The 24,899-nt window shown below is 49.6% G+C and carries 31 protein-coding genes; all 31 read left to right on the forward strand.

Annotated features, from left to right (window positions below; genetic code table 11):
* Nucleotides 1–112 precede the first annotated feature (112 nt).
* The 31 genes from C812_RS00130 to C812_RS00275 all read left to right on the forward strand — a co-directional run bounded on the left by C812_RS00130 (nucleotide 113) and on the right by C812_RS00275 (nucleotide 24,894).
* Nucleotides 113–712 carry a class I SAM-dependent methyltransferase gene (locus C812_RS00130; protein WP_016310708.1) on the forward strand — a complete coding sequence of 200 codons (600 nt, stop codon included), beginning with the start codon at nucleotides 113–115 and terminating at the stop codon, nucleotides 710–712.
* 331 nt (nucleotides 713–1,043) lie between these two features.
* On the forward strand, nucleotides 1,044–4,589 hold the full coding sequence (rpoB, locus tag C812_RS00135) for a DNA-directed RNA polymerase subunit beta (RefSeq protein ID WP_028539486.1): 3,546 nt from the start codon (nucleotides 1,044–1,046) through the stop codon (nucleotides 4,587–4,589).
* A 45-nt stretch (nucleotides 4,590–4,634) separates the two neighbouring features.
* Nucleotides 4,635–8,249 carry a DNA-directed RNA polymerase subunit beta' gene (gene rpoC / locus C812_RS00140; protein WP_016310710.1) on the forward strand — a complete coding sequence of 1,205 codons (3,615 nt, stop codon included), beginning with the start codon at nucleotides 4,635–4,637 and terminating at the stop codon, nucleotides 8,247–8,249.
* A gap of 175 nt (nucleotides 8,250–8,424) precedes the next feature.
* Complete coding sequence (locus C812_RS00145; RefSeq protein ID WP_028539488.1) at nucleotides 8,425–8,676, forward strand: ribosomal L7Ae/L30e/S12e/Gadd45 family protein; 252 nt, start codon at nucleotides 8,425–8,427, stop codon at nucleotides 8,674–8,676.
* Between the two features lie 144 nt (nucleotides 8,677–8,820).
* Nucleotides 8,821–9,240: a 30S ribosomal protein S12 gene (rpsL, locus tag C812_RS00150; protein ID WP_009226633.1), complete on the forward strand. Its 420-nt coding sequence runs from the start codon at nucleotides 8,821–8,823 to the stop codon at nucleotides 9,238–9,240.
* Nucleotides 9,241–9,304: 64 nt separating this feature from the next.
* Nucleotides 9,305–9,775 (forward strand): 30S ribosomal protein S7, encoded by a 471-nt coding sequence (gene rpsG, locus C812_RS00155; protein WP_009226634.1) that lies wholly within the window; start codon nucleotides 9,305–9,307, stop codon nucleotides 9,773–9,775.
* 47 nt (nucleotides 9,776–9,822) lie between these two features.
* Complete coding sequence (fusA, locus tag C812_RS00160; protein ID WP_016310712.1) at nucleotides 9,823–11,901, forward strand: elongation factor G; 2,079 nt, start codon at nucleotides 9,823–9,825, stop codon at nucleotides 11,899–11,901.
* 83 nt (nucleotides 11,902–11,984) lie between these two features.
* Nucleotides 11,985–13,175 carry an elongation factor Tu gene (gene tuf / locus C812_RS00165; RefSeq protein ID WP_016310713.1) on the forward strand — a complete coding sequence of 397 codons (1,191 nt, stop codon included), beginning with the start codon at nucleotides 11,985–11,987 and terminating at the stop codon, nucleotides 13,173–13,175.
* A 259-nt stretch (nucleotides 13,176–13,434) separates the two neighbouring features.
* The gene (gene rpsJ / locus C812_RS00170) at nucleotides 13,435–13,743 is read left to right on the forward strand and encodes a 30S ribosomal protein S10 (RefSeq protein ID WP_009226637.1); all 309 of its coding nucleotides are present in this window, start codon (nucleotides 13,435–13,437) and stop codon (nucleotides 13,741–13,743) included.
* Between the two features lie 45 nt (nucleotides 13,744–13,788).
* Nucleotides 13,789–14,412, forward strand: coding sequence for a 50S ribosomal protein L3 (gene rplC, locus C812_RS00175; protein WP_016310714.1), 624 nt, complete (start codon nucleotides 13,789–13,791; stop codon nucleotides 14,410–14,412).
* Nucleotides 14,413–14,440: 28 nt separating this feature from the next.
* The gene (gene rplD, locus C812_RS00180) at nucleotides 14,441–15,064 is read left to right on the forward strand and encodes a 50S ribosomal protein L4 (RefSeq protein WP_016310715.1); all 624 of its coding nucleotides are present in this window, start codon (nucleotides 14,441–14,443) and stop codon (nucleotides 15,062–15,064) included.
* Nucleotides 15,064–15,354 carry a 50S ribosomal protein L23 gene (gene rplW, locus C812_RS00185; protein ID WP_016310716.1) on the forward strand — a complete coding sequence of 97 codons (291 nt, stop codon included), beginning with the start codon at nucleotides 15,064–15,066 and terminating at the stop codon, nucleotides 15,352–15,354. The genes rplD and rplW overlap by 1 nt, the downstream gene beginning before the upstream one ends.
* A gap of 28 nt (nucleotides 15,355–15,382) precedes the next feature.
* Nucleotides 15,383–16,213 (forward strand): 50S ribosomal protein L2, encoded by an 831-nt coding sequence (gene rplB / locus C812_RS00190; RefSeq protein WP_016310717.1) that lies wholly within the window; start codon nucleotides 15,383–15,385, stop codon nucleotides 16,211–16,213.
* A 74-nt stretch (nucleotides 16,214–16,287) separates the two neighbouring features.
* Nucleotides 16,288–16,566, forward strand: coding sequence for a 30S ribosomal protein S19 (gene rpsS / locus C812_RS00195; protein ID WP_009226642.1), 279 nt, complete (start codon nucleotides 16,288–16,290; stop codon nucleotides 16,564–16,566).
* 38 nt (nucleotides 16,567–16,604) lie between these two features.
* Nucleotides 16,605–16,937, forward strand: coding sequence for a 50S ribosomal protein L22 (rplV, locus tag C812_RS00200; RefSeq protein WP_009226643.1), 333 nt, complete (start codon nucleotides 16,605–16,607; stop codon nucleotides 16,935–16,937).
* A gap of 13 nt (nucleotides 16,938–16,950) precedes the next feature.
* Nucleotides 16,951–17,619 (forward strand): 30S ribosomal protein S3, encoded by a 669-nt coding sequence (gene rpsC / locus C812_RS00205; protein ID WP_009226644.1) that lies wholly within the window; start codon nucleotides 16,951–16,953, stop codon nucleotides 17,617–17,619.
* Between the two features lie 2 nt (nucleotides 17,620–17,621).
* Complete coding sequence (gene rplP / locus C812_RS00210) at nucleotides 17,622–18,056, forward strand: 50S ribosomal protein L16 (protein ID WP_009226645.1); 435 nt, start codon at nucleotides 17,622–17,624, stop codon at nucleotides 18,054–18,056.
* Nucleotides 18,046–18,246, forward strand: coding sequence for a 50S ribosomal protein L29 (gene rpmC / locus C812_RS00215; protein WP_009226646.1), 201 nt, complete (start codon nucleotides 18,046–18,048; stop codon nucleotides 18,244–18,246). Before rplP ends, rpmC begins: the two co-directional genes overlap by 11 nt.
* A gap of 52 nt (nucleotides 18,247–18,298) precedes the next feature.
* The gene (gene rpsQ, locus C812_RS00220) at nucleotides 18,299–18,562 is read left to right on the forward strand and encodes a 30S ribosomal protein S17 (protein WP_009226647.1); all 264 of its coding nucleotides are present in this window, start codon (nucleotides 18,299–18,301) and stop codon (nucleotides 18,560–18,562) included.
* A gap of 36 nt (nucleotides 18,563–18,598) precedes the next feature.
* Nucleotides 18,599–18,967, forward strand: coding sequence for a 50S ribosomal protein L14 (rplN, locus tag C812_RS00225; RefSeq protein WP_009226648.1), 369 nt, complete (start codon nucleotides 18,599–18,601; stop codon nucleotides 18,965–18,967).
* A gap of 52 nt (nucleotides 18,968–19,019) precedes the next feature.
* Entirely contained in the window at nucleotides 19,020–19,373 is a 354-nt protein-coding gene (gene rplX / locus C812_RS00230) for a 50S ribosomal protein L24 (RefSeq protein ID WP_009226649.1), read from the forward strand.
* Nucleotides 19,374–19,406: 33 nt separating this feature from the next.
* Nucleotides 19,407–19,949, forward strand: a complete 543-nt coding sequence (gene rplE, locus C812_RS00235; RefSeq protein ID WP_016310718.1) for a 50S ribosomal protein L5 — start codon at nucleotides 19,407–19,409, stop codon at nucleotides 19,947–19,949.
* A 43-nt stretch (nucleotides 19,950–19,992) separates the two neighbouring features.
* Complete coding sequence (locus C812_RS21720; RefSeq protein WP_009226651.1) at nucleotides 19,993–20,178, forward strand: type Z 30S ribosomal protein S14; 186 nt, start codon at nucleotides 19,993–19,995, stop codon at nucleotides 20,176–20,178.
* A gap of 31 nt (nucleotides 20,179–20,209) precedes the next feature.
* On the forward strand, nucleotides 20,210–20,608 hold the full coding sequence (gene rpsH, locus C812_RS00240) for a 30S ribosomal protein S8 (protein ID WP_009226652.1): 399 nt from the start codon (nucleotides 20,210–20,212) through the stop codon (nucleotides 20,606–20,608).
* Between the two features lie 30 nt (nucleotides 20,609–20,638).
* Nucleotides 20,639–21,181 carry a 50S ribosomal protein L6 gene (gene rplF, locus C812_RS00245; RefSeq protein ID WP_009226653.1) on the forward strand — a complete coding sequence of 181 codons (543 nt, stop codon included), beginning with the start codon at nucleotides 20,639–20,641 and terminating at the stop codon, nucleotides 21,179–21,181.
* Between the two features lie 81 nt (nucleotides 21,182–21,262).
* On the forward strand, nucleotides 21,263–21,631 hold the full coding sequence (gene rplR / locus C812_RS00250; RefSeq protein ID WP_028539490.1) for a 50S ribosomal protein L18: 369 nt from the start codon (nucleotides 21,263–21,265) through the stop codon (nucleotides 21,629–21,631).
* Nucleotides 21,632–21,660: 29 nt separating this feature from the next.
* On the forward strand, nucleotides 21,661–22,158 hold the full coding sequence (gene rpsE, locus C812_RS00255; protein WP_009226655.1) for a 30S ribosomal protein S5: 498 nt from the start codon (nucleotides 21,661–21,663) through the stop codon (nucleotides 22,156–22,158).
* A 12-nt stretch (nucleotides 22,159–22,170) separates the two neighbouring features.
* Nucleotides 22,171–22,356 (forward strand): 50S ribosomal protein L30, encoded by a 186-nt coding sequence (gene rpmD / locus C812_RS00260; protein WP_009226656.1) that lies wholly within the window; start codon nucleotides 22,171–22,173, stop codon nucleotides 22,354–22,356.
* A 53-nt stretch (nucleotides 22,357–22,409) separates the two neighbouring features.
* A complete protein-coding gene (rplO, locus tag C812_RS00265; protein ID WP_016310719.1) occupies nucleotides 22,410–22,850 on the forward strand; it encodes a 50S ribosomal protein L15 in 441 nt (146 codons plus the stop codon).
* Nucleotides 22,850–24,151 (forward strand): preprotein translocase subunit SecY, encoded by a 1,302-nt coding sequence (gene secY / locus C812_RS00270; RefSeq protein ID WP_016310720.1) that lies wholly within the window; start codon nucleotides 22,850–22,852, stop codon nucleotides 24,149–24,151. The genes rplO and secY overlap by 1 nt, the downstream gene beginning before the upstream one ends.
* Nucleotides 24,152–24,249: 98 nt before the next feature.
* Complete coding sequence (locus tag C812_RS00275) at nucleotides 24,250–24,894, forward strand: adenylate kinase (protein WP_016310721.1); 645 nt, start codon at nucleotides 24,250–24,252, stop codon at nucleotides 24,892–24,894.
* Nucleotides 24,895–24,899: the final 5 nt, after the last annotated feature.

Genomic DNA, 24,899 nt, shown 5'->3' on the forward strand with positions numbered 1-24,899 from the left:
TGATTCAAGGGGTTTGTTGCCTTTCTCCCCTTACATGAAGTTGTGGTAATGGATATAATAGGGGACAGGTACAGATAGATGACTAGATGCTAATGGAGGGAAACAAGAAATCATGGCGGATCACTACTACGCAAGCCAGCCTACTGCGGCGCATGATCGGAAAACCTGGGATACGGTGCTGCGGGGGCAAAGCTATCGCTTCGTCAGCGATGCCGGCGTTTTTGCCAAGGGAGGCGTTGACTTCGGCAGTCGCACTTTAATTGAAGCTATGGACATTCCGCAAGACGCAGAGGTATTGGACGTAGGCTGCGGATATGGACCGATCGGACTGGCAGCGGCGAGGCTGGCGACCAAGGGTCATGTGACGATGATCGATGTGAACTCTCGTGCGGTGGAATTAGCGAAAGAGAATGCGGCGGCGAACGGCGTGAACAACATCACCGTACTGGAGAGCGATTTGTTCTCTGCGTTAGACAATCGGAAGTTCGATGTGGTATTGACCAATCCGCCGATTCGGGCTGGTAAAGCTACGGTGCACGCCATTTTTGAAGGTGCTTATGAACGGTTGCGTTCTGGCGGATCGCTATGGGTGGTAATCCAGAAGAAACAAGGGGCGCCGTCAGCGAAAGAGAAGTTGGAGTCGCTGTTTTCGCGGGTGGAGGAAGTGACGAAGGACAAGGGGTACCGTATTTATCGGGCGGTAAAAGAATAAGGTTGACTTGACAAATCCGATATGTTATTATTATAAAATGTCAGCATTAGGATGCCCTCTGTGGCTTTAGTTTGCTGAAATGTCAATAGTTCTACGGGAACAATGCATAAAAATGTGTCGTTCTACGTATAATATGCACATTTTGGATAAACTAATGATTATGAGGACATCAGAGCAGAAACAGACACGGATAAATGATGCTCTTTTTTCGAAAGCATTCGATAAGGGCTTTTCTTTATTTGTGGATGAATCCGTATGGGTCTATTATAAGGGCACAAACACGGGTTCGCAATGTATTTTTAAGTGAGTAGACATGAGGGGTGAGTTTAAGTTGGCAGGACATCTTGTTCAATATGGTCGACGCACTCGGCGTAGTTATGCGCGAATTAACGAGATACTCGAAGTACCGAACCTGATCGAAATCCAACAGAAATCCTATGAGTGGTTCTTGGAAGAAGGCCTTCGGGAAATGTTCCAAGATATCTCGCCGATTCAGGATTTCACCGGAAATCTGGTGTTGGAGTTTATCGATTACAGCCTGGGCGAACCGAAGTATACGGTGGATGACGCGAAAGAGCGCGACGTTACCTATGCGGCGCCGCTTCGGGTCAAAGTCCGGCTCATTAATAAGGAAACCGGCGAAGTCAAAGAGCAGGAAGTGTTCATGGGAGATTTCCCGCTGATGACCGAAACCGGTACGTTTATTATTAACGGTGCGGAACGGGTTATTGTCAGCCAGTTGGTTCGCTCTCCTAGCGTCTATTTCAGTACGAAAGTGGATAAGAACGGTAAGAAAATGTATACCGCAACCGTTATCCCTAACCGCGGCGCTTGGCTCGAGTTGGAGACGGATGCGAAAGATATTATCTACGTGCGGATCGACCGCACCCGCAAAATTCCGGTAACCGTGTTGCTGCGTGCGCTTGGCTTCGGAACCGATGCGGAAATTCTGGATTTGCTCGGCAACGACGAGTACATCCGCAATACGCTGGATAAAGACAATACGGATTCGACAGAGAAAGCCTTGATCGAGATCTATGAACGTTTGCGTCCGGGTGAACCGCCGACTCTGGAAAATGCGAAGAGCTTGCTGGTAGCGCGCTTCTTCGATCCAAAACGTTACGATCTGGCGAATGTCGGTCGTTATAAAATCAATAAAAAGCTGCACATCAAGAACCGTTTGTTCAACCAACGTCTTGCTGAGACGCTGATTGATACAACGACGGGTGAAATTATCGCCGAAGCGGGTCAAATGGTTGACCGCCGCTTGTTGGATGAAATTTTACCTTACCTTGAGAACGGCGTGGGCTTCAAGAACTACCATGTAGCCGGCGGCGTCCTTGACGTAGATGATGTGCCGTTGCAAACCATCGACGTATTCTCCCCGATTGAAGACGGTAAAGTGGTTAAGGTAATCGCGAACCGCAATATCGATAAATCGGTGAAGCATATTACACCTGCTGATATTATTTCTTCGATCAGCTATTTTATCAATCTGCTGCACGGCATCGGCAGCACGGACGATATCGATCATCTGGGTAACCGTCGTCTGCGCTCCGTTGGTGAGCTTCTGCAGAACCAATTCCGCATCGGCTTGTCCCGGATGGAACGTGTCGTGCGCGAAAGAATGTCGATTCAGGATGCGAACGTGATTACGCCGCAGGCGCTCATAAATATCCGTCCTGTCATCGCATCGATCAAAGAGTTCTTCGGCAGCTCGCAGCTGTCTCAGTTTATGGACCAAACGAACCCGCTCGCTGAACTGACGCACAAACGCCGTTTGTCTGCGCTCGGTCCAGGCGGTTTGACTCGGGAACGTGCCGGCATGGAAGTGCGTGACGTTCACCCGTCCCACTATGGCCGGATGTGTCCGATCGAAACGCCGGAAGGTCCGAACATCGGTTTGATCAACTCCCTGTCTACTTATGCGCGAATCAATGAGTATGGCTTCATCGAAGCGCCGTATCGATGGGTTGATCCGAAGACGGGAACCGTTACGGATCAAGTGGCCTACCTGACGGCCGACGAAGAAGACAACTATGTCATTGCGCAAGCGAACGCGAAGCTGACGCCAGACAACAAGTTCGAAGATGAGTTCGTCATCGTTCGTTACAATAAGCAATCGGATAACATCTTGACGATGCCAAGCAGTCGCGTAGACTACATGGATATTTCGCCGAAACAGGTTGTATCCGTCGCTACGGCGCTGATTCCGTTCTTGGAGAACGACGACTCCAACCGTGCGCTCATGGGTTCGAACATGCAGCGTCAAGCGGTGCCGTTGCTTGTTCCTAAAGCTCCGCTTGTCGGTACGGGGATGGAACATAAGGCTGCAAAAGACTCCGGTGTCTGCATCGTGTCGAAATATGACGGGATCATCGAACGGTCGGAAGCGAACCAAATTTGGCTCCGCCGTATCGAAGTCGTAGACGGAAAAGAAGTCAAAGGCGACCTTGTGAAATATAAGTTGCACAAATTTATGCGTTCTAACCAAGGAACCTGCATTAACCAACGTCCGATCGTCAAACGGGGCGACATCGTTAAGAAAGGTGACATCCTTGCGGACGGTCCTTCGACGGAAATGGGCGAATTGGCATTGGGCCGCAACGTGGTCGTTGCCTTTATGACTTGGGAAGGTTACAACTACGAGGATGCGATCCTGCTGAGCGAGAAGCTGGTGAAGGAAGATGTATATACTTCGATCCATATCGAGGAATACGAATCCGAAGCCCGCGACACGAAGCTCGGACCGGAAGAGATTACTCGCGACATCCCGAACGTCGGCGAAGAAGCGCTGCGTAACCTGGATGAACGCGGTATTATCCGCGTTGGTGCAGAAATTGCTGCCGGCGACATCCTGGTTGGTAAAGTAACACCTAAGGGTGTAACGGAGCTGACCGCAGAAGAACGCTTGCTGCACGCCATCTTTGGTGAGAAAGCTCGCGAAGTTCGTGATACTTCCCTGCGTGTGCCTCACGGTACCGATGGGATTGTTGTTGACGTGAAGGTGTTTACCCGTGAGAACGGCGATGAATTGCCGCCAGGTGTTAACCAACTCGTTCGGGTGTACATTGCACAGAAACGGAAAATCTCCGAAGGCGACAAGATGGCTGGACGCCATGGTAACAAAGGGGTCGTGGCCCGGATTTTGCCGGAAGAAGATATGCCGTTTATGCCAGACGGAACGCCAGTACAGGTTGTCCTGAATCCGCTGGGCGTACCTTCGCGGATGAACATCGGGCAGGTGCTGGAGATCCACCTGGGTATGGCTGCCCTTAAGATGGGGATTCACGTGGCAACGCCGGTATTCGACGGAGCCAATGAAGAAGACGTATTCGATACGATGGAAGAAGCGGGCATGCAGCGGAACGGTAAAACGATCCTGTACGATGGCCGCACAGGTGAACCGTTCGAACGTGAAGTTACCGTCGGTGTCATGCACATGATCAAGCTGGCGCACATGGTTGACGATAAGATCCATGCTCGCTCGACGGGTCCTTACTCGCTCGTTACGCAGCAACCGCTGGGTGGTAAAGCTCAGTTCGGTGGTCAGCGTTTCGGGGAGATGGAAGTATGGGCGCTCGAAGCTTACGGTGCTGCTTATACGCTGCAAGAGATTCTTACCGTCAAATCGGATGACGTGGTGGGTCGGGTGAAAACCTACGAATCCATCGTTAAAGGGGAAAACGTGCCTGAACCGGGCGTGCCTGAATCGTTTAAGGTCTTGATCAAAGAGCTGCAAAGCTTGGGTATGGACGTCAAGATCCTGACCGAAAACGAAGAAGAGATCGAGATGAAAGAGATCGACGACGAGGACGATGCGTCGAGCGACAAGCTCAGTCTCAATCTGGAAGGCGCGGAAGTCGGCGTAGAATAGAGCGTTATACAGTCAAATCAGGACTTGGTTAAGGAGGGATGCTCCTTGTTGGACGTCAACAACTTCGAGTTTATGAAAATTGGGCTTGCTTCCCCAGATAAAATTCGTTCTTGGTCCCGCGGAGAAGTAAAGAAACCGGAAACGATCAACTACCGCACGTTGAAGCCAGAGAAGGAAGGGCTGTTCTGCGAAAAGATTTTTGGCCCGACCAAAGACTGGGAATGTCATTGCGGTAAATATAAACGCGTTCGCTACAAAGGCGTTGTCTGCGATCGCTGCGGCGTTGAGGTCACTCGCGCGAAAGTGCGCCGCGAACGGATGGGGCATATCGAGTTGGCAGCTCCGGTATCTCACATTTGGTACTTCAAAGGGATCCCGAGCCGGATGGGCCTTGCGCTCGACATGTCTCCGCGTTCCCTGGAAGAGATCATTTATTTTGCATCTTATGTCGTAACCGATCCAGGCGAAACGCCGCTGGAGAAAAAGCAGCTTTTGTCCGAGAAAGAATACCGCAGCTACCGTGAGAAATACGGATACGGATTCCAAGCCGGCATGGGTGCGGAAGCCGTGAAGAAGCTGCTTCAGGATCTCGATATCGACAAAGAGCTGGAGTTCCTGAAAGAAGAATTGCGCACGGCTCAAGGTCAACGCCGCAACCGTGCAATCAAACGTTTGGAAGTCATCGAAGCGTTCAAAAGCTCCGGCAACCAGCCGGAGTGGATGATCCTCGACGTGCTTCCGGTTATTCCGCCGGAATTGCGTCCGATGGTTCAACTCGATGGCGGCCGTTTCGCGACGTCCGACTTGAACGATCTGTACCGCCGCGTCATCAACCGGAACAACCGGTTGAAACGTCTGCTTGACCTTGGCGCGCCGGACATCATCGTACAGAACGAGAAACGGATGCTGCAGGAAGCCGTTGACGCCTTGATCGACAACGGTCGCCGCGGTCGTCCCGTAACAGGTCCGGGTAACCGTCCGCTGAAATCTTTGAGCCACATGCTCAAAGGGAAACAAGGTCGTTTCCGGCAGAACCTGCTCGGTAAACGGGTTGACTACTCCGGTCGTTCCGTTATCGTCGTAGGTCCATATTTGAAAATGTACCAATGCGGTTTGCCAAAAGAAATGGCGCTGGAGCTGTTCAAGCCTTTCGTCATGAAAGAGTTGGTGAACAAAGGTCTGGCACATAACATTAAGAGTGCAAAACGCAAAGTAGAACGCGTGAGTCCGGAAGTTTGGGACGTGCTCGAGGAAGTTATTAAAGAGCATCCGGTTCTGTTGAACCGTGCTCCTACGCTTCACCGTCTCGGGATCCAGGCGTTCGAACCGATCCTGGTGGAAGGCCGCGCTATCCGTCTGCATCCGCTCGTATGTACGGCGTACAACGCTGACTTCGACGGTGACCAGATGGCCGTGCACGTACCGTTGTCCGCGGAAGCTCAGGCGGAAGCCCGCATCCTGATGCTGGCGTCCGGTAACATCCTGAACCCGAAAGATGGTAAACCGGTCGTTACGCCTTCGCAGGATATGGTCCTCGGCTCCTACTATCTGACCATGGATAACAAGGAAGCCAAAGGCTCCGGTATGATCCTGGGTTCGGTTAACGAAGCTGTATCGGCTTATCAACGCGGCACCGCTTCGTTGCATGCACGAGTAGCTATTCCGGCAAGAGCGCTGGGTAAAACCAGCTTTACGGAAGCACAGCAAAACGCTCTGCTGATTACGACCGTAGGTAAAATCATTTTCAACGAGATTTTCCCTGCCAGCTTCCCATATATTAATGAACCAACACGTGCGAACTTGTTCCAAGGCACTCCGGATCATTACTTTATTTATGACAAGGGCGCCAATGTGGTGGAACGGATCATGGCTGCACCGCAAGCTGGCGGTGTGGGCAAGGAATACCTCGGCGAAATCATCGGCCGCTGCTTCGAAATCTACCAAACGACGGAAACCTCCGTTATTCTGGACAGAATCAAGCAAACCGGCTTTACTTACTCCACGCGTGCCGGCGTAAGTATCGCGGTGGCGGACGTTATCGTTCCGAAGGAAAAGCAAGAAATTCTTCGCGAATCCGAGGAGAAGGTACGGGTTGTTACCAACCAATACCGCCGCGGTCTGATCACCAACGAAGAACGTTACGACCGCGTTATCGATATTTGGTCCAAGTGTAAGGATCAAATTACCGACATCCTGATGAAGTCGATGGATCGTTACAATTCCATCATGATGATGGTTGACTCTAAAGCACGGGGTAACAAATCGCAGATCACCCAGCTGGGCGGTATGCGGGGCCTGATGGCGAACCCGGCGGGTCGGATCATCGAATTGCCGATCAAATCGAACTTCCGCGAAGGCCTTACGGTCTTGGAATACTTCATTTCGACGCACGGTGCCCGGAAAGGTCTGGCGGATACCGCGTTGCGGACTGCAGACTCCGGTTACTTGACCCGTCGTCTCGTCGACGTGGCGCAAGACGTCATCGTACGCGAAGAGGATTGTGGTACAGATAAAGGCTTTACGGTTGGTGTTATCCAAGACGGTAAAGAAGTCATCGAAAATCTGTACGACCGGATTGAAGGCCGTTACTCGTTCGAAACGGTTCGCCATCCGGAAACTGGCGAGGTCATCATTCACCGGAACGAGCTGATCGATTCCGACAAAGCGCATGAAATCGTCAACGCAGGTATTACGAAGCTGCAAATTCGCTCCGTTCTCAGCTGCCGCGCTCGTCATGGCGTGTGCAAGAAGTGCTACGGACGCAACCTGGCTACGGGTAAACACGTGGAGATCGGGGAAGCTGTTGGTATCATCGCAGCTCAATCGATCGGTGAACCAGGGACCCAGCTCACCATGCGTACGTTCCATACCGGGGGCGTTGCGGGCGACGATATTACCCAAGGTCTTCCGCGGATTCAGGAGCTCTTCGAAGCCCGGAATCCGAAAGGTCAAGCAACGATCAGTGAGATTGACGGCGTAATCAAAGAAATCCGCGAAGCGAAGGACCGTCGCGAAATCGAGGTTCAAGGCGAAGCGGAAACGAAAGTATACTCCGTCACTTACGGTTCTCGTCTACGCGTTAGCGAAGGCGACGAGATCGAGGCCGGCGACGAACTGACGGATGGTTCCATCGACCCGAAAGAAATTTTGCGCATCAAAGGGATTCGCGGTGTACAGAACTACATTCTGCAGGAAGTACAACGCGTATACCGGAACCAAGGCGTAGAAATCAACGACAAGCACGTTGAGGTCATGATTCGCCAGATGCTGCGCAAGATTCGGATCGTGGATGCCGGCGATACTCCACTTCTGCCAGGATCATTCGTTGACCTGCATGAGTATGAAACGGCCAACAAAGAAGCAATTCTGTCTGGCAAAGAGCCGGCAGTGGCTAAACCAGTCCTGCTCGGGATTACGAAAGCGTCGCTGGAAACCGACTCCTTCTTGTCCGCGGCTTCCTTCCAGGAAACTACGCGGGTGCTTACCGACGCTGCCATCAAAGGCAAAGTCGACAAGCTGCTCGGCTTGAAAGAGAATGTCATTATCGGTAAGTTGATTCCGGCCGGTACCGGCATGAGTCGCTACCGTAACATTCAATTCGAAGAGCCGGAACAAGATGAAGTTACGGAAGAAAGCTTGGAACCTGTTTCGGTCGAATAACGACGAAGGTTAAGATAAGCCGGCGCGCCCCTGAAGCGAGTTTGATCCGGGGTGCGCCGGACTTATTTTTCTATGAAAATTCCGCTGAATATTTCGCTTGACACCAACTATAGCGGAGTGATACTATATCATAGTGCGTGAGTACGGATAACCCTGTGCTTTGGAGGACGTTATGATGTCTAATGATAAAGGACTACGGGACGCACCAATTAAAGTCGGCACCAAGCAGACTATGCGAATGGTTGAACTTGGACGGGCCGAGGAAGTTTATGTTGCTGAGAATGCAGATCCACGCCTTACGTCAAGGATCGTCGCCTTATGCAACCAACATGCCGTGAAAGTCACCTTTGTAGATACAATGGCGAATCTCGGCAAGGCTTGTGGGATTGAAGTAGGAGCGGCGATGGCTGTGATCGTAAAGTCATAGTTGATCGAAAATGTTTTTGCTAATGAGGGGAACTCTTTGGCAAAAACATTTCCTTTGTTCTTTTATGAGCCGCCTGGGTCTGTGGGCTTAAACAAGTGGTTTGTAAATGGGATTTTGAACTCTGAGGAAGGGGGTGGCAACAACATGCCAACAATTAACCAATTAGTACGTAAAGGACGCCAAGATAAGGTGTACAAATCCAAATCGCCAGCGTTGCAAAGAGGGTTTAACGCTCTGAAACGTGAAGCTACGGATTTGAGCTCTCCGCAAAAACGCGGCGTCTGCACTCGTGTAGGTACGATGACTCCGAAGAAACCGAACTCCGCGCTTCGTAAATATGCTCGTGTTCGCTTGACGAACCGTGTAGAGGTGACGGCTTACATCCCGGGTATCGGACACAACCTGCAAGAGCACAGCGTTGTACTGATTCGCGGCGGCCGGGTAAAAGACCTTCCGGGTGTCCGTTATCATATCGTGCGCGGTGCCTTGGATACGGCTGGCGTTAACAACCGTATGCAAGCTCGTTCCAAATACGGCGCGAAACGTCCGAAAGCGAAGAAATAAGATCGCTTAAGTTTGGAGACAACAGCTAAGGATTGAATTTTTACTGAAAGGGGGATAACAAACTATGCCACGCAAAGGTCCAGTTGCTAAGAGAGATGTGTTGCCAGATCCAGTGTATAACAGCAAATTGGTTACTCGCTTGATCAACCGCATCATGCTCGACGGTAAACGCGGCGTTGCTCAAAGCATCCTTTACAATGCGTTCGACATCATCCGTGAACGTACGGGGAATGACCCAATGGAAGTATTTGAAGCAGCGATCAAAAATATTATGCCTGTACTGGAAGTTAAAGCTCGTCGTGTCGGCGGTGCAAACTACCAAGTTCCGATCGAGGTTAAACCAGAGAGACGTACATCCTTGGGATTACGTTGGCTCGTAAACTACTCCCGCACTCGCGGTGAGAAGACAATGGAAGAACGTTTGGCTGCCGAGATCATCGACGCATCCAACAACACAGGCGCTTCCGTTAAGAAACGTGAAGATACGCATAAAATGGCGGAAGCGAACAAAGCGTTCGCGCACTACCGTTGGTAGGATAACGCCCGTATTTCAAAATTTATATTTTGAAGGGAGACAGATTCATGGCAAGAGAGTTCTCCTTGAAAAATACACGTAATATCGGGATCATGGCGCATATTGACGCCGGTAAGACAACCACGACGGAACGGATCTTGTTCTACACAGGTCGTACGCACAAAATCGGGGAAGTTCACGAGGGTGCGGCAACGATGGACTGGATGGAACAAGAGCAGGAGCGCGGAATCACGATTACATCCGCTGCGACGACCGCTCAATGGAAAGGTCACCGCGTAAATATCATCGATACCCCGGGACACGTCGACTTCACTGTTGAAGTCGAACGTTCCCTGCGTGTATTGGACGGGGCTGTAGGCGTGTTTAGTGCGAAGGAAGGCGTTGAGCCGCAGTCTGAAACCGTATGGAGACAGGCTGACCGCTATGGTGTTCCTCGGATCGCCTACGTCAACAAAATGGATATCATCGGTGCGGACTTCCTGAACGTCGTTAAGGATATGCGCGATCGTCTGCAAGCGAATGCAGTTGCTATCCAACTGCCAATCGGTGCAGAAAATGATTTTGTCGGGATCATCGACATTGTCGCTCAAAAAGCGTATATGTACAGAGACGATCTGGGACAACAAATCGATGAAGTAGAAATCCCTGCTGAATACGCTGCACAAGTTGAAGAGCTTCGTGCGGAACTGGTAGAGAAAGTTGCTGAACTGGACGAAGAATTGACGATGAAATACCTCGAAGGCGAGGAAATCACCGTTGAAGAACTGAAAGCAGCGCTTCGTAAGGGCGTATGTGAAGTTAAAATCTTCCCAGTTATCTGCGGTTCTTCCTACCGTAATAAAGGGGTTCAGCTGATGCTGGATGCCGTTATCGACTACTTGCCAGCTCCAGTTGATGTACCAAGCATCAAAGGTCATCTGGAAGATGGTACAGAAGTTGAACGTCACTCTTCTGACGAAGAGCCGTTCGCGGCATTGGCATTTAAAATCATGACCGACCCTTACGTGGGTAAACTGACGTTCTTCCGCGTATACTCCGGTATTCTGCAATCCGGTTCTTACGTGTTGAATGCAACGAAAGGTAAACGCGAACGGATCGGCCGGATCCTGCAAATGCATGCGAACCACCGTCAAGAGATCAACGAAGTCTATGCTGGTGACATCGCAGCTGCTGTAGGTTTGAAAGACACCGGGACAGGTGATACACTGTGTGATGAGAAGGCACCGGTTATTCTTGAATCGATGAACTTCCCAGAACCAGTTATCGAAATCGCGGTTGAACCGAAGACGAAAGCCGACCAAGACAAAATGGGCGTTGCACTTGCGAAGCTGACTGAAGAAGACCCAACGCTTCGTGCACATACAGATGAAGAAACGGGACAAACGATCCTTGCAGGTATGGGTGAGCTTCACCTGGATATCATCATCGATCGGATGCGCCGTGAATTCAAAGTAGACACGAACGTAGGTAAACCTCAGGTTGCTTATCGTGAAACGTTCCGTGTTCCGGCTCGCGTTGAAGGTAAGTTCGTACGTCAGTCCGGTGGTCGTGGTCAATACGGTCACGTCTGGGTTGAATTCGAACCGCTCGAACCAGGTACAGGTAACCAATTCGACAGCAAAATCGTCGGTGGTGCTGTTCCTAAAGAATACATCGGACCTGCTCAACAAGGTATCGAAGAAGCAATGCAGAACGGTGTTCTTGCGGGCTTCCCGGTTGTTGACGTAAAAGCGACGATCGTCGATGGTTCCTACCATGACGTCGACTCCAGTGAAATGGCGTTTAAGATCGCTGGTTCGATGGCTCTGAAAGCAGCTAAAGACAAATGTCAACCTGTTCTGCTTGAGCCAATCATGAAAGTTGAAGTAACGGTGCCTGAGGAGTACATGGGTGACGTTATGGGTATGCTGAACTCTCGCCGTGGCCGTATCGAAGGTATGGATTCCCGTGGTGGTGCGCAAATTATCCGTGCGAAAGTGCCTCTCTCCGAAATGTTCGGTTACTCGACGACCCTTCGCTCCGGTACACAAGGACGCGGCGTGTTCTCGATGGAACTCTCCCACTATGAAGAAGTTCCGAAGAACATCGCTGAAGAAATCGTGTCCAAGCATAAAGGGGCCGAATAATTTAATGTAATTGCCGATCGAAGGGCTTGTTCCTTTGATCGGTCACACATAACAATCCATATTTTAAGGAGGAACTGTTTAAAATGGCAAAGGCTAAATACGAACGTACAAAACCGCACGTTAATATCGGTACGATTGGTCACGTCGACCATGGTAAAACAACTCTGACTGCAGCCATCACGACTGTATTGTCCAAAAAATACGGCGGTGCTGCTGTAGCTTTCGATCAAATCGACAAAGCTCCAGAAGAACGCGAACGCGGTATCACAATCTCGACGGCACACGTTGAGTACGAAACAAACAACCGCCACTACGCACACGTTGACTGCCCAGGGCACGCCGACTATGTTAAAAACATGATCACTGGTGCTGCTCAAATGGACGGCGCAATCCTGGTTGTATCCGCAGCTGACGGCCCAATGCCGCAAACTCGCGAACACATCCTGCTGTCCCGTAACGTAGGCGTTCCTTACATCGTTGTATTCTTGAACAAATGCGACATGGTTGAAGACGAAGAGTTGCTTGAACTGGTTGAAATGGAAGTTCGCGACCTGCTGAACGAATACGAGTTCCCAGGCGATGACACTCCAATCATCCGCGGTTCCGCTCGTGAAGCTCTGCAAAACCCAGACGGCGAATGGGCTCAAAAAATCGTTGAAATGTTCGAAATCATCGACGAGTACATTCCGCTGCCTGAACGCCCAATCGACAAACCGTTCCTGATGCCAGTCGAGGACGTATTCTCGATCACTGGTCGTGGTACAGTTGCTACTGGCCGTGTAGAACGCGGTACGGTTAAAGTCGGCGATGAAGTTGAAATCGTGGGTATCGTTGAAGAAACGAAAAAATCCGTCGTTACCGGCGTTGAAATGTTCCGTAAATTGCTCGACTCCGCTCAAGCGGGCGACAACATCGGTGCACTGCTTCGCGGTATTGACCGTAAAGAAATCGAACGCGGTCAAGTATTGGCTAAACCAGCTTCCGTTAACCCGCATACTGAGTTCACCGCTCAAGTATACGTATTGACGAAAGAAGAAGGCGGACGCCATAAGCCGTTCTTCTCCGGCTACCGTCCTCAGTTCTACTTCCGTACAACGGACGTAACTGGCATCATCAACCTGCCAGAAGGAACTGAAATGGTTATGCCTGGCGACAACATCGAAGTTACCGTTCAACTGATCTCCCCGATCGCGATTGAAGAAGGTACTCGCTTCTCCATCCGTGAAGGCGGCCGTACAGTTGGATCCGGTGCCGTTGTTTCCATCAACAAATAATTAGGCTTAACCGCCTGATAGAAGGAGCTGCTCTCCGATTTCGGAGCGCAGCTCTTTTACTTTATTTAGGGAATGAAAAATTACGAATTATACTTGCATTCCGCCTACCTTTTCTATATAATAGTGAATGTTGTTCTGTGACGTTGCGATGATGTGGGAGGTTACTGACACACCCGGCCCCTTTGCCATGGGAGGGTGGCCAGAAAATTTCCACGGAGTATGTCCGATACTAAATTGGGCGATAGAAGGAGGGACTAAAATGGCAAAGCAAAAAATTCGTATTCGTTTGAAAGCTTACGACCACAGAATTCTTGATCAATCCGCAGAGAAAATCGTTGAAACGGCAAAACGTTCGGGTGCAGGCGTATCCGGGCCAATCCCGTTGCCAACTGAGAAACAAGTGATTACTATTCTCCGTGCGGTGCACAAGTACAAGGATTCCCGGGAACAATTCGAACAACGTACGCATAAGCGTCTGATCGACATTGTGAACCCGACTCCACAAACTGTGGATGCCTTGATGCGCTTGGACCTGCCGTCCGGTGTAGATATCGAAATTAAATTGTAATACCTACTATTGTAAGGTAACCAGGAAAGGAAAAGAGGTGTCAACATGAAAGGTATCTTAGGGAAGAAACTTGGTATGACTCAAGTGTTTACTCCGGAAGGGAATGTCATTCCTGTAACGGTGATTGAGGCTAGCTCTAACGTAGTTCTGCAGAAGAAAGACCTGGAGAACGACGGTTACGAAGCGATTCAGCTTGGCTACTCCGATAAGAAGGAAGCTAGAGCGAATAAGCCTGAAGTTGGGCATGCAAAGAAAGCAGGCACAACGCCTAAGCGCTACGTTCGCGAAATTCGCGGTGTTGATTTGGCGGGATACGAGGTTGGCCAAGAGGTCAAAGTCGATATTTTTGCTGAAGGCGAATTTGTTGACGTAACAGGGATTTCGAAAGGTAAAGGGTTCCAAGGCGTAATCAAACGCTGGGGACAAAGCCGCGGCCCAATGGCTCACGGTTCCCGTTACCATCGTAGACCTGGTTCCATGGGTTCCATCGCAGCTAACCGTGTATTCAAAGGGAAAAACCTGCCTGGACATATGGGACATGAAACTGTAACGATTCAAAATCTTGAAGTTGTTAAAGTCGATGCAGAACGCAACGTCTTGCTCGTGAAAGGTTCGATTCCTGGGCCGAAAAACAGCTTCGTTAAAGTAAAACAAACTATTAAGAAATAATTAACCCTCAGGAAAGGAGGAACAACAAATGCCAAAAGTAGCACTTTTCAATATTAGCGGTAGCCAAGTGGGCGAAGTAGAATTGAACGATGCCGTATTCGGAATTGAGCCGAACACTCATGTTCTTCATGAAGCTGTTGTAATGCAGCGTGCTTCCCTGCGTTTCGGTACGCACAAAGTTAAAGGACGCTCCGAAGTTCGTGGCGGCGGCCGTAAGCCTTGGAAACAAAAAGGTACAGGTCGTGCGCGCCAAGGTTCGATCCGCGCTCCTCAATGGAAAGGCGGCGGTACGGTATTCGGACCAACTCCGCGTAGCTATTCCTACAAACTGCCTAAGAAAGTTCGTCGTTTGGCGATCAAATCGGCGCTTTCGTCGAAAGTAATCGATCAGGACATCATCGTATTGGATGCACTTGCGATGAACGCTCCGAAAACGAAAGAATTTGCAGCGATCTTGAACAACCTGAAAGTGGAACGTAAAGCTCTGGTTGTAGCTCCTAGCTATGACGACAACATTGCGCTTTCCGCTCGTAACATTCCAGGCGTGAAGTTCGTGGCAGCAGACGGCATTAATGTTCTTGACGTGCTGACGCATGACAAACTGATCATTACGAAAGAAGCAGTTCAGAAGGTAGAGGAGGTGCTCGCGTAATGAAGGATCCTCGCGATATTATCAAACGCCCGGTGATTACGGAACGTTCCACGGAATATATGAACGACCTGAAATATGTCTTTGAAGTAGACATTCGCGCGAACAAAACGGAAATCAAACAAGCTGTTGAGTCCATTTTCGGCGTGAAGGTGAAGAACGTAAACACCCTGCGTGTTCCCGGGAAGCTGAAACGTTACGGACGCTACTCCGGATACACTCCAGAATGGAAAAAAGCGTTTGTTACATTAACACCTGAAAGCAAGCCGCTCCAATTTTTTGAATCGGTATAAAATCGCTTAAAGTAAGGAGGGAAATCTCGTGCCAATCAAAAAGTACAAACCGACTTCCCCGGCTAGACGTGCGATGAGCGTGTCGACCTTCGAAGAAATTACGACGGATCAGCCGGAGAAATCTTTGCTTGCGCCGCTGAGCAAAACTGCCGGCCGCAACAACCAAGGTAAAATCACTGTTCGTCACCATGGCGGCGGACATAAACGTAAATATCGGATCATCGACTTCAAACGGAACAAAGATGGAATTCCAGGCCGCGTTGCTACGATCGAATATGATCCAAACCGGACTTCGAACATCGCTTTGATCCACTATGCCGATGGTGAGAAACGCTATATCATCGCTCCTAAAGGCTTGAAAGTGGGCGACGTGATCGAATCTGGCGCAGGTTCCGACATCAAAATCGGTAACGCATTGCCGCTGGAGAACATCCCGGTAGGTACCGTGATCCACAACATCGAGCTGAAACCAGGTAAAGGCGGACAACTTGTTCGTGCTGCTGGTACAGAAGCTCAATTGCTCGGTAAAGAGGACAAATACGTAACGATCCGCCTGTCTTCCGGCGAAGTTCGTAAAGTTCTGAAAGTTTGCCGCGCAACGATCGGTTCCGTAGGTAACGGTGACCACGAGCTCGTGAAAATCGGTAAAGCCGGACGCAGCCGTTGGCTGGGCAAACGTCCAGAAGTCCGCGGTGTCGTCATGAACCCGAACGATCACCCGCACGGTGGTGGTGAAGGTCGCGCTCCGATCGGCCGTAAATCTCCGTTGTCTCCTTGGGGCAAACCAACCCTTGGTTACAAAACGCGTAAAAAAGGCAAAGCTTCTGATAAATATATCGTTCGCCGTCGCACGAAGTAATCCGCATCCTGCGGATCACTTCGCGGCATGAACGAAGCGTAACTTGCAGCGCATTGTGAAGGGAGGATAAATGAATGAGTCGCAGTCTGAAAAAGGGACCTTTTGTCGATGGGTACCTGCTTAAGAAAGTGGAAGAAGCGAGCGCTTCGAACAAGAAGGTCGTGATCAAAACTTGGTCCCGTCGCTCCACGATCTATCCGCAATTCATTGGTCATACGTTTGGTGTCTATGACGGCCGCAAGCACGTACCGGTGTACGTAACCGAGGATATGGTCGGACATAAACTGGGCGAATTTGCTCCAACCCGGACCTACAAAGGTCATACGGATGACGATAAGAAAACGAGACGTTAATAACGATAAGTTCTTCGTTTGAGAGGAGGTAATACTACATGGAAGCTAAAGCACATGCAAGATCGATTCGTATTGCTCCCCGCAAAGCTCAACTCGTGGTTGATCTGATCCGCGGTAAGCAAGTTGGCGACGCGATTGCAATTCTGCGCCATACGCCAAAAGCAGCATCCCCGATCGTGGAGAAGCTGTTGAACTCGGCGATTGCCAATGCTGAACATAACTATTCTATGGATGTAAATAAATTGGTGATTACGCAAGCCTACGTTAACCAAGGCCCGACGATGAAACGTTTCCGTCCGCGGGCAATGGGACGTGCTAGCCGGATCAACAAACGCACCAGCCACATTACTTTGGTGGTATCCGAAAAATAAGGAGGGAAAACGTGTGGGCCAAAAGGTAAATCCGGTCGGATTACGAGTAGGGATTATCCGTGATTGGGAATCCAAATGGTACGCAGGCAAAGATTTCGGTGATCTTTTGCTGGAAGACGTAAAAATTCGTGAACACCTGAAAAATAAACTGAAAGACTCCGCGGTATCTCGGATTGAGATCGAGAGAGCGGCAAATCGTGTGAACGTGACGATCCACACTGCTAAACCGGGCATGGTTATCGGTAAAGGCGGTTCGGAAGTTGAAAACCTGCGCGGTGAAATTACGAAAATCGCAGGCGGCAAAAAGGTTCACATCAACATTTCTGAAATCAAACACCCTGATCTTGACGCAATCTTGGTTGCTGAAAGCATTGCACAACAATTGGAACGTCGTGTTTCTTTCCGTCGTGCGTTGAAACAAGCAATTCAAAGAACGATGCGTTCGGGAGCGAAAGGGATTAAAACGGCAGTCAGCGGTCGTCTCGGCGGTGCTGAAATTGCTCGTACGGAAGGCTACAGTGAAGGAACTGTTCCACTTCATACGCTCCGCGCCGACATCGATTACGGTACGGCAGAAGCGCATACGACTTATGGCCGCATCGGCGTAAAAGTATGGATTTATCGTGGAGAGGTTCTTCCTACGGCTAAGAAACAACAAGCTGCTCAGGAAGGAGGCAACTAATCATGTTGGTACCAAAACGCGTAAAACACCGCAAGCAACAACGCGGTAATATGAGAGGCCAAGCAAAAGGCGGCACCGAACTGAACTTCGGTGAATACGGCCTGCAGGCTCTGGAGCCGACTTGGATCACGAACCGTCAAATCGAAGCAGCGCGTATCGCGATGACTCGTTACATCAAACGTGGCGGTAAAGTATGGATTAAGATTTTCCCTGACAAGCCGATTACTCAGAAGCCTCTTGAAGTCCGGATGGGTAGCGGTAAAGGTAACGTAGAAAAATGGGTCGCAGTTGTGAAGCCGGGCAAAATCATGTTTGAGCTTGCCGGGGTATCGGAGGAAGTTGCACGCGAAGCTATGCGTCTTGCTGCCCACAAACTGCCGATCAAAACGAAGTTTGTGAAACGTGAAGAATTGGGTGGTGAAGCAAATGAAAGCTAATGAACTTCGCAACTTAACCACTGCAGAAATCGAACAAAAAATCGCAGGTTTTAAAGAAGAACTCTTTAACCTCCGTTTTCAGTTGGCTACCGGCCAACTCGATAATCCGACTCGGATCCGCGATGTGCGTAAGGAAATAGCTCGTGCTAAAACCGTTATCCGTGAAAGAGAACTTGGGATTACTAGTTAAGAAGCGCTGAGCGAATCTAGCAAAGCGCCTAAGTCCAGGAAGGAGGCAAACCATGAGCGAACGTAACAGCCGTAAAGTGCAAATTGGTAAAGTTGTCAGCGACAAGATGGACAAAACGATCGTTGTAGCTGTTGAAACTTACAAGAAGCATGACTTGTACCATAAGCGCATTAAATACACGAAGAAATTTAAAGCGCATGATGAGAACAACACCGCGAAAATCGGTGACATCGTTAAAATCGCCGAAACTCGCCCGCTGTCCAAAGACAAACGCTGGAGACTCGTTGAAGTCGTTGAAGAAGCGGTTATCATTTAATAGCACGGTAGCTTAGACCGAAAGGAGGAAATATCCATGATTCAACCATTTACACGTTTGCAGGTTGCTGACAACTCCGGCGCGAAGGAACTGATGTGTATCCGCGTTTTGGGTGGTACGGGTCGTCGTACGGCACAAATCGGAGATCTGATCGTTTGCTCCGTCAAACAAGCAACACCAGGCGGCGTTGTCAAAAAAGGGGATGTAGTTAGAGCAGTAGTCGTTCGTACGAAACGTTCCGTTCGTCGCAAAGACGGTTCCTACATCGCATTCGACGAAAACGCAGCAGTTGTTGTTAAAGAAGATAAGAGCCCGCGCGGAACGCGTATCTTCGGACCTGTTGCCCGTGAACTTCGCGACAAGGACTTTATGAAGATCGTTTCCTTGGCTCCGGAAGTTATCTAAGAACACCCCATAACCCAACGGGGAGCCCGATTTAACAGGAGGTGTAAACCAAGTGCCTAGACTGAAGAAGATTCTTGAATCTCATAACAATAAGCTGCACGTCAAAAAGGACGACACGGTTATCGTGATTTCCGGTAAAGACAAAGGCAAAAAAGGCCGCGTCATCGCCGCATATCCTCGTGAAAACCGCGTGCTTGTGGAAGGCGTGAACATGGTTAAGAAACATCAAAAACCTAATCAACTGAACCCACAAGGCGGCATCATTGAGAAGGAAGCTCCGATTCACGTTTCGAACGTTATGCACGTTGATCCGAAGAGCGGAAAAGTAACCCGTATCGGTTACAAAGTATTGGACAACGGCAAAAAAGTTCGCGTAGCGAAGAGATCCGGAGAAGTAATCGACTAATCGAGAAACGTTAAGAAAGGAGGTCCATGATTCATGGCAGCAAGATTGAAAGAACGCTTTTTGAACGAAGTAACACCTGCTTTGATTCAAAAATTCAACTATACAACGGTAATGCAAGTGCCAAAGATCGAGAAAGTGGTTATCAACATGGGTGTTGGTGACGCTGTAGCGAACTCCAAAGTACTTGATTCCGCAGTGAACGATATGCAACTGATCGCTGGTCAAAAGCCAGTTATCACTCGCGCGAAGAAATCCATCGCTGGTTTCAAACTGCGTGAGAACATGCCGATCGGTGTGAAGGTAACTCTTCGCGGTGACCGCATGTATCATTTCCTTGATAAACTGTTTAACGTAACGCTTCCGCGTGTCCGTGACTTCCACGGGGTATCGACGAAAGCATTTGATGGTCGCGGTAACTATACGCTGGGCCTGAAAGAGCAACTGATCTTCCCTGAGATCGAATACGATCAAGTGGATAAAGTACGCGGTATGGATATCGTCATCGTAACGACGGCGAAAACCGACGAAGAATCCCGCGAGCTCTTGACGCAACTCGGCATGCCGTTTGCTAAGTAATTCGTCTATTTTCTCCGAAACTATTTAGGAGGTGTCAGGCTAAGTGGCTAAAACTTCGATGAAAGTTAAACAACAACGTACACCTAAATTCAAAGTTCGGGCTTATACCCGGTGTGAACGTTGTGGTCGCCCACATTCGGTATTGCAAAAGTACAAAATTTGCAGAATTTGCTTCCGTGAATTAGCTTATAAAGGCCAGATTCCTGGCGTGAAAAAAGCAAGCTGGTAATTAATCAACAACGGGAAGGAGGTTTACACGTATGACTATGTCAGATCCAATTGCAGATATGCTTACTCGTATTCGTAACGCCAACACGGTGCGTCACGAGACGGTTGAACTGCCTGCGTCCACGATCAAGAAACAAATCGCTGAGATCCTGAAGCGTGAAGGTTTCATTCGTGACGCTGAATATATCGATGATAACAAACAAGGGATCATCCGTATTTTCCTGAAATACGGCCCGAACAACGAACGCGTTATCTCTGGACTTAAGAGAATCAGTAAACCAGGCCTTCGCGTGTACACGAAAAGCAACGAAATTCCTCGTGTCCTCGGCGGCTTGGGTATCGCGATTATCTCCACTTCCAAAGGTGTCATGACTGACAAGGAAGCTCGTCAGTCCAAAGCCGGCGGCGAAGTCCTCTGCTACGTTTGGTAATTTACGTCTTATAACAAGGAGGTGCAATAAATGTCTCGTATTGGTCGCAAACCAATCACAGTACCAAGTGGTGTGGATGTCACACTTGATAATAGCGTCATTACAGTTAAAGGTCCGAAAGGGACTTTGACTCGTGAGCTTCACAAGGACATCAAGGTAACGGTTGAAGGTAACGTCATTACCGTTGAGCGTCCTTCTGATAATAAATTACATCGTTCCCTGCATGGCACGACCCGCTCCGTTGTCAGCAACATGGTCAGCGGGGTAACGGAAGGTTTCTCCAAATCGCTCGAGCTGGTTGGTGTCGGTTACCGCGCAAGCTTGTCCGGCAAGAAACTGGTTCTGAACGTGGGTTACTCCCATCCGGTAGAAATCACACCGGAAGAGGGCATCGAATTCGAAGTACCTTCGAATACGAAGATCATCGTTAAAGGGATCAATAAAGAACGCGTAGGCGAATATGCCGCTAAAATTCGTTCTGTCCGTGAGCCTGAGCCATACAAAGGCAAAGGGATCAAGTATGAAGGCGAACGCATTATTCGTAAGGAAGGTAAAGCCGGTAAGAAGAAATAAGTTTCTTCTTGTGCCTAGCCTTCTGGCGTCTTGAAACGAAATGTCCGATAGCGGTAAACCGAAGGGAGTGAAATGGAAGTCATGATTACAAAAGCTGATAAGAACAAAGCACGTCTGAAAAGACATCTGCGTGTACGTAAGAAAGTCCAAGGAACGGCAGCTCGTCCAAGACTGAACGTATACCGTTCTTCCAAACATATCTACGCTCAACTGATCGACGACGTAGCAGGCGTAACGGTAGCTAGCGCTTCGACAGTCGATAAAGAACTGAGCGGTTCGATCGGTAACGGCGGCAACGTGGAATCCGCTCGTAAAGTGGGCGAATTGATCGCAAAACGCGCACAAGCGAAAGGATATAAGAGCGTTGTTTTTGACCGTGGAGGATATCTGTACCATGGACGGATTCAGGCGCTGGCTGACGCAGCCCGCGAAGCAGGCCTGGAATTCTAAAAAATCATCACTAAAAGGAGGTTAACGACTTGCGTGTAGATCCGAACACTTTAGAACTGACAGAAAGAGTTGTAAACATTAACCGCGTAGCTAAAGTAGTTAAAGGCGGACGCCGTTTCAGCTTCAGTGCACTCGTGGTTGTCGGCGACGGCAAAGGCTGGGTTGGCGCTGGGATCGGTAAAGCAGGCGAAGTACCTGACGCGATCCGTAAAGGCATTGAAGATGCGAAGAAAAATCTTGTGCATGTTCCGCTCGTAGGTACTACGATCCCTCACCAAGTAATCGGGCATTTCGGTGCTGGCCGCGTTCTGCTGAAACCGGCATCCGAAGGTACCGGGGTTATCGCCGGCGGTCCAGTTCGTGCGGTTCTTGAACTGGCTGGCGTAGGCGACATTTTGACTAAATCTTTGGGTTCTTCGAATTCCATCAACATGGTCAACGCGACTTTGGAGGGCTTGTCCCGTCTGAAACGCGCTGAGGATGTTGCGAAATTGCGCGGTAAAACCGTCGAAGAACTTCTCGGTTAAGGAGGGAATCTCATGGCTAAACTGCAAATTACCCTCGTGCGTAGTTTGATCGGTCGTCCGGAGAACCAACGTACTACCGTGAAAACCTTGGGTCTTCGCAAAATTAACCAATCCGTTGTTCACAACGATAACCCAGCCATTCGCGGCATGGTGAATCAAGTGAGCCACCTGGTTTCGGTTAAAGAAATTGAAGGCTAAGGATAGCGTAAGCTTGTTAATTGCCAACAATAAATAAGGAGGTGCAACGAACGATGAAGTTACATGAGCTTTCTCCTGCTCCTGGTTCCCGTCACGAACGCAAACGCGTTGGTCGCGGTACAGGTAGCGGCATGGGTAAAACATCTACTCGCGGTCACAAAGGTCAAAACGCTCGTTCCGGCGGTGGTGTGCGTCCGGGCTTCGAAGGCGGTCAGAACCCGCTGTATCGTCGCTTGCCAAAACGCGGTTTCATCAATCCGACGCGGAAAGAGTATGCGATTGTCAACATCGAAGATTTGAACAACTTTGCGGCGGATACGGAAGTAACTCCTGAGCTGTTGTTTGAGCAAGGAATCGTGAAAGACGCGAAGAGCGGCATCAAGATTCTTGGCAACGGTGAAGTTACTGTCAAACTGACAGTTAAAGCGAATAAGTTCTCCCAATCTGCGGTAGAGAAAATCGAGGCTGCCGGCGGTAAAACCGAGGTGATCTAATGTTTAAAACCATTAAGAACATATGGCATGTTCAAGACCTTCGCAACCGCATCCTGTTCACGTTGTTTATCTTCCTCATTTACCGGATCGGATCTTTCGTTCCGGTTCCGGGCGTTAATAAAGACGTTTTTGAAGCAACAAACAATGCAGCAGGAAATAACTTGCTTGGGCTCTTGAACACCTTCTCGGGCGGCGCCCTGAAGAACTTCTCGATCTTTGCCCTCGGGATTATGCCTTATATCACGGCTTCCATCATCGTACAGCTCTTGTCGATGGACGTCATTCCGAAGTTTGCGGAATGGGCTAAGCAAGGGGAACACGGTAAGAAGAAAATGGCTCAAGTGACCCGTTACGGAACGGTCATTTTGGCCCTCATTCAGGCGTTTGCAACGTCGATTGGCTTTAACCGTTTGTACGGAACGGAAATGGTGCCGGACGCAACCTTCGGTGATTATCTGGTCATCGCGATTGTGTTGACAGCGGGTACCTCTTTCCTGATGTGGTTAGGTGAGCAGATTACCGAAAGAGGGATTGGTAACGGGATCTCGCTGATTATCTTCGCCGGGATCGTTGCTTCCATCCCTACGCACATTACGACGATTGCGCAATCGGATTTTATCATTGAAGGCCAGCCTTTCATTAATGTGGTGAAATCCATCGCGATTCTCTTGGTGTGCATCTTGATCGTCATCGGTGTTATCTACGTACAACAAGCGATCCGGAAAATTCCGGTGCAATACGCAAAACGTGTGGTAGGTAACAAAATGTATGGCGGACAGAATACGCATATTCCGCTCAAGATCAACGCTGCCGGCGTCATTCCGGTCATTTTCGCAGTATCCTTGCTGCAATTCCCGGTTGTTATCGCCAGCTTCTGGTCGACGCATGCATGGGCGCAATGGATTACGACCCATTTGTCTACCAACCGTCCGCTCGGGATGGTGCTTTATGTGATCATGATCATCGGCTTTACGTTCTTCTATACGTTCGTACAGATGAACCCGCAGCAGATGGCTGAGAACATGAAGAAAAACGGTGGCTACATTCCAGGGATCCGTCCTGGTAAAGCGACGGAAACCTACTTAACTCGGGTATTAACTCGTTTGACGATGACCGGTGCGCTCTTCCTTGCAGCCATCTCCATTCTCCCTATGGGATTGGGGGCTATCGCAGGGTTGCCGAGCACCGTCTTGATCGGTGGTACATCGATCCTCATCGTAATCGGTGTTGCGCTGGATACGATGAAGACGATCGAAGGCCAATTGATCAAACGTCACTATAAAGGTTTTATCAATAAATAGTCGGTAGGTACCAGGAACAGAGGACGTGCAAACGTCCTTGCCTGGCACCTAACTGAGCTATTTCTTGTTGTAGAGAAGTGTTGGAGGGAGTGAGAAACATGAACCTACTATTCATGGGGCCTCCCGGAGCAGGAAAAGGAACACAAGCCGAGACAATCGTTAACGAATTCGGTATTCCTCATATCTCTACCGGCGACGCATTTCGCCTGGCAATCAAACAGGGAACACCTGTGGGGATGAAAGCGAAGGAATATATGGATCAGGGACTGCTCGTGCCTGATGATGTGACAGTGGGGATCGTTCGCGAACGCTTGCAGCAGCCCGATTGCGAAAAAGGTTTCTTATTGGACGGATTTCCAAGAACCCTTTCGCAAGCGGAATCGCTGGATGAGCTGCTTGATAGTATGGGTCGCAAGCTGGACCACGTCATCAACCTGAAAGTGGACCGGAACAAGCTGTTAGCGCGGCTGACCGGACGCCGGATTTGCAAATCCTGCGGCGCCACTTATCATGTGATCTTTAATCCTCCGGGGCAGGAAGGTGTTTGTGATAAATGCGGCGGCGAGTTATACCAACGCTCGGATGATAATGAAGAGAGCGTAGGAACTCGTTTGGACGAATATATCAACAAAACCGCACCGCTTCTGAAGTTCTATGAAGACAAAGGCCTGTTGCGTCAGGTAGATGGTGAACAGGAAATCGATGCGGTTTCGAAGGAAATCGTGTCACTACTGCGAGGTTAGGTGTA

It is taken from the genome of Paenibacillus barengoltzii G22 (assembly GCF_000403375.2).
Lineage (GTDB): Bacteria > Bacillota > Bacilli > Paenibacillales > Paenibacillaceae > Fontibacillus > Fontibacillus barengoltzii.

Bases quoted from the DNA above. Each gene is read 5' to 3' on its own strand.
- rpsQ (WP_009226647.1), top strand. From the start codon at position 18,299: ATGAGCGAACGTAACAGCCGTAAAGTGCAAATTGGTAAAGTTGTCAGC.
- rplC (WP_016310714.1), top strand. From the start codon at position 13,789: ATGAAAGGTATCTTAGGGAAGAAACTTGGTATGACTCAAGTGTTTACT.
- tuf (WP_016310713.1), top strand. From the start codon at position 11,985: ATGGCAAAGGCTAAATACGAACGTACAAAACCGCACGTTAATATCGGT.
- rpsS (WP_009226642.1), top strand. From the start codon at position 16,288: ATGAGTCGCAGTCTGAAAAAGGGACCTTTTGTCGATGGGTACCTGCTT.
- rpsJ (WP_009226637.1), top strand. From the start codon at position 13,435: ATGGCAAAGCAAAAAATTCGTATTCGTTTGAAAGCTTACGACCACAGA.
- C812_RS00275 (WP_016310721.1), top strand. From the start codon at position 24,250: ATGAACCTACTATTCATGGGGCCTCCCGGAGCAGGAAAAGGAACACAA.
- rplN (WP_009226648.1), top strand. From the start codon at position 18,599: ATGATTCAACCATTTACACGTTTGCAGGTTGCTGACAACTCCGGCGCG.
- C812_RS00145 (WP_028539488.1), top strand. From the start codon at position 8,425: ATGTCTAATGATAAAGGACTACGGGACGCACCAATTAAAGTCGGCACC.
- rplR (WP_028539490.1), top strand. From the start codon at position 21,263: ATGATTACAAAAGCTGATAAGAACAAAGCACGTCTGAAAAGACATCTG.
- fusA (WP_016310712.1), top strand. From the start codon at position 9,823: ATGGCAAGAGAGTTCTCCTTGAAAAATACACGTAATATCGGGATCATG.
- rplP (WP_009226645.1), top strand. From the start codon at position 17,622: ATGTTGGTACCAAAACGCGTAAAACACCGCAAGCAACAACGCGGTAAT.
- rplW (WP_016310716.1), top strand. From the start codon at position 15,064: ATGAAGGATCCTCGCGATATTATCAAACGCCCGGTGATTACGGAACGT.
- rpmD (WP_009226656.1), top strand. From the start codon at position 22,171: ATGGCTAAACTGCAAATTACCCTCGTGCGTAGTTTGATCGGTCGTCCG.
- rplF (WP_009226653.1), top strand. From the start codon at position 20,639: ATGTCTCGTATTGGTCGCAAACCAATCACAGTACCAAGTGGTGTGGAT.
- C812_RS00130 (WP_016310708.1), top strand. From the start codon at position 113: ATGGCGGATCACTACTACGCAAGCCAGCCTACTGCGGCGCATGATCGG.
- rplD (WP_016310715.1), top strand. From the start codon at position 14,441: ATGCCAAAAGTAGCACTTTTCAATATTAGCGGTAGCCAAGTGGGCGAA.
- rpsG (WP_009226634.1), top strand. From the start codon at position 9,305: ATGCCACGCAAAGGTCCAGTTGCTAAGAGAGATGTGTTGCCAGATCCA.
- secY (WP_016310720.1), top strand. From the start codon at position 22,850: ATGTTTAAAACCATTAAGAACATATGGCATGTTCAAGACCTTCGCAAC.
- rpmC (WP_009226646.1), top strand. From the start codon at position 18,046: ATGAAAGCTAATGAACTTCGCAACTTAACCACTGCAGAAATCGAACAA.
- rplV (WP_009226643.1), top strand. From the start codon at position 16,605: ATGGAAGCTAAAGCACATGCAAGATCGATTCGTATTGCTCCCCGCAAA.
- rpsL (WP_009226633.1), top strand. From the start codon at position 8,821: ATGCCAACAATTAACCAATTAGTACGTAAAGGACGCCAAGATAAGGTG.
- rplE (WP_016310718.1), top strand. From the start codon at position 19,407: ATGGCAGCAAGATTGAAAGAACGCTTTTTGAACGAAGTAACACCTGCT.
- rplO (WP_016310719.1), top strand. From the start codon at position 22,410: ATGAAGTTACATGAGCTTTCTCCTGCTCCTGGTTCCCGTCACGAACGC.
- rpsH (WP_009226652.1), top strand. From the start codon at position 20,210: ATGACTATGTCAGATCCAATTGCAGATATGCTTACTCGTATTCGTAAC.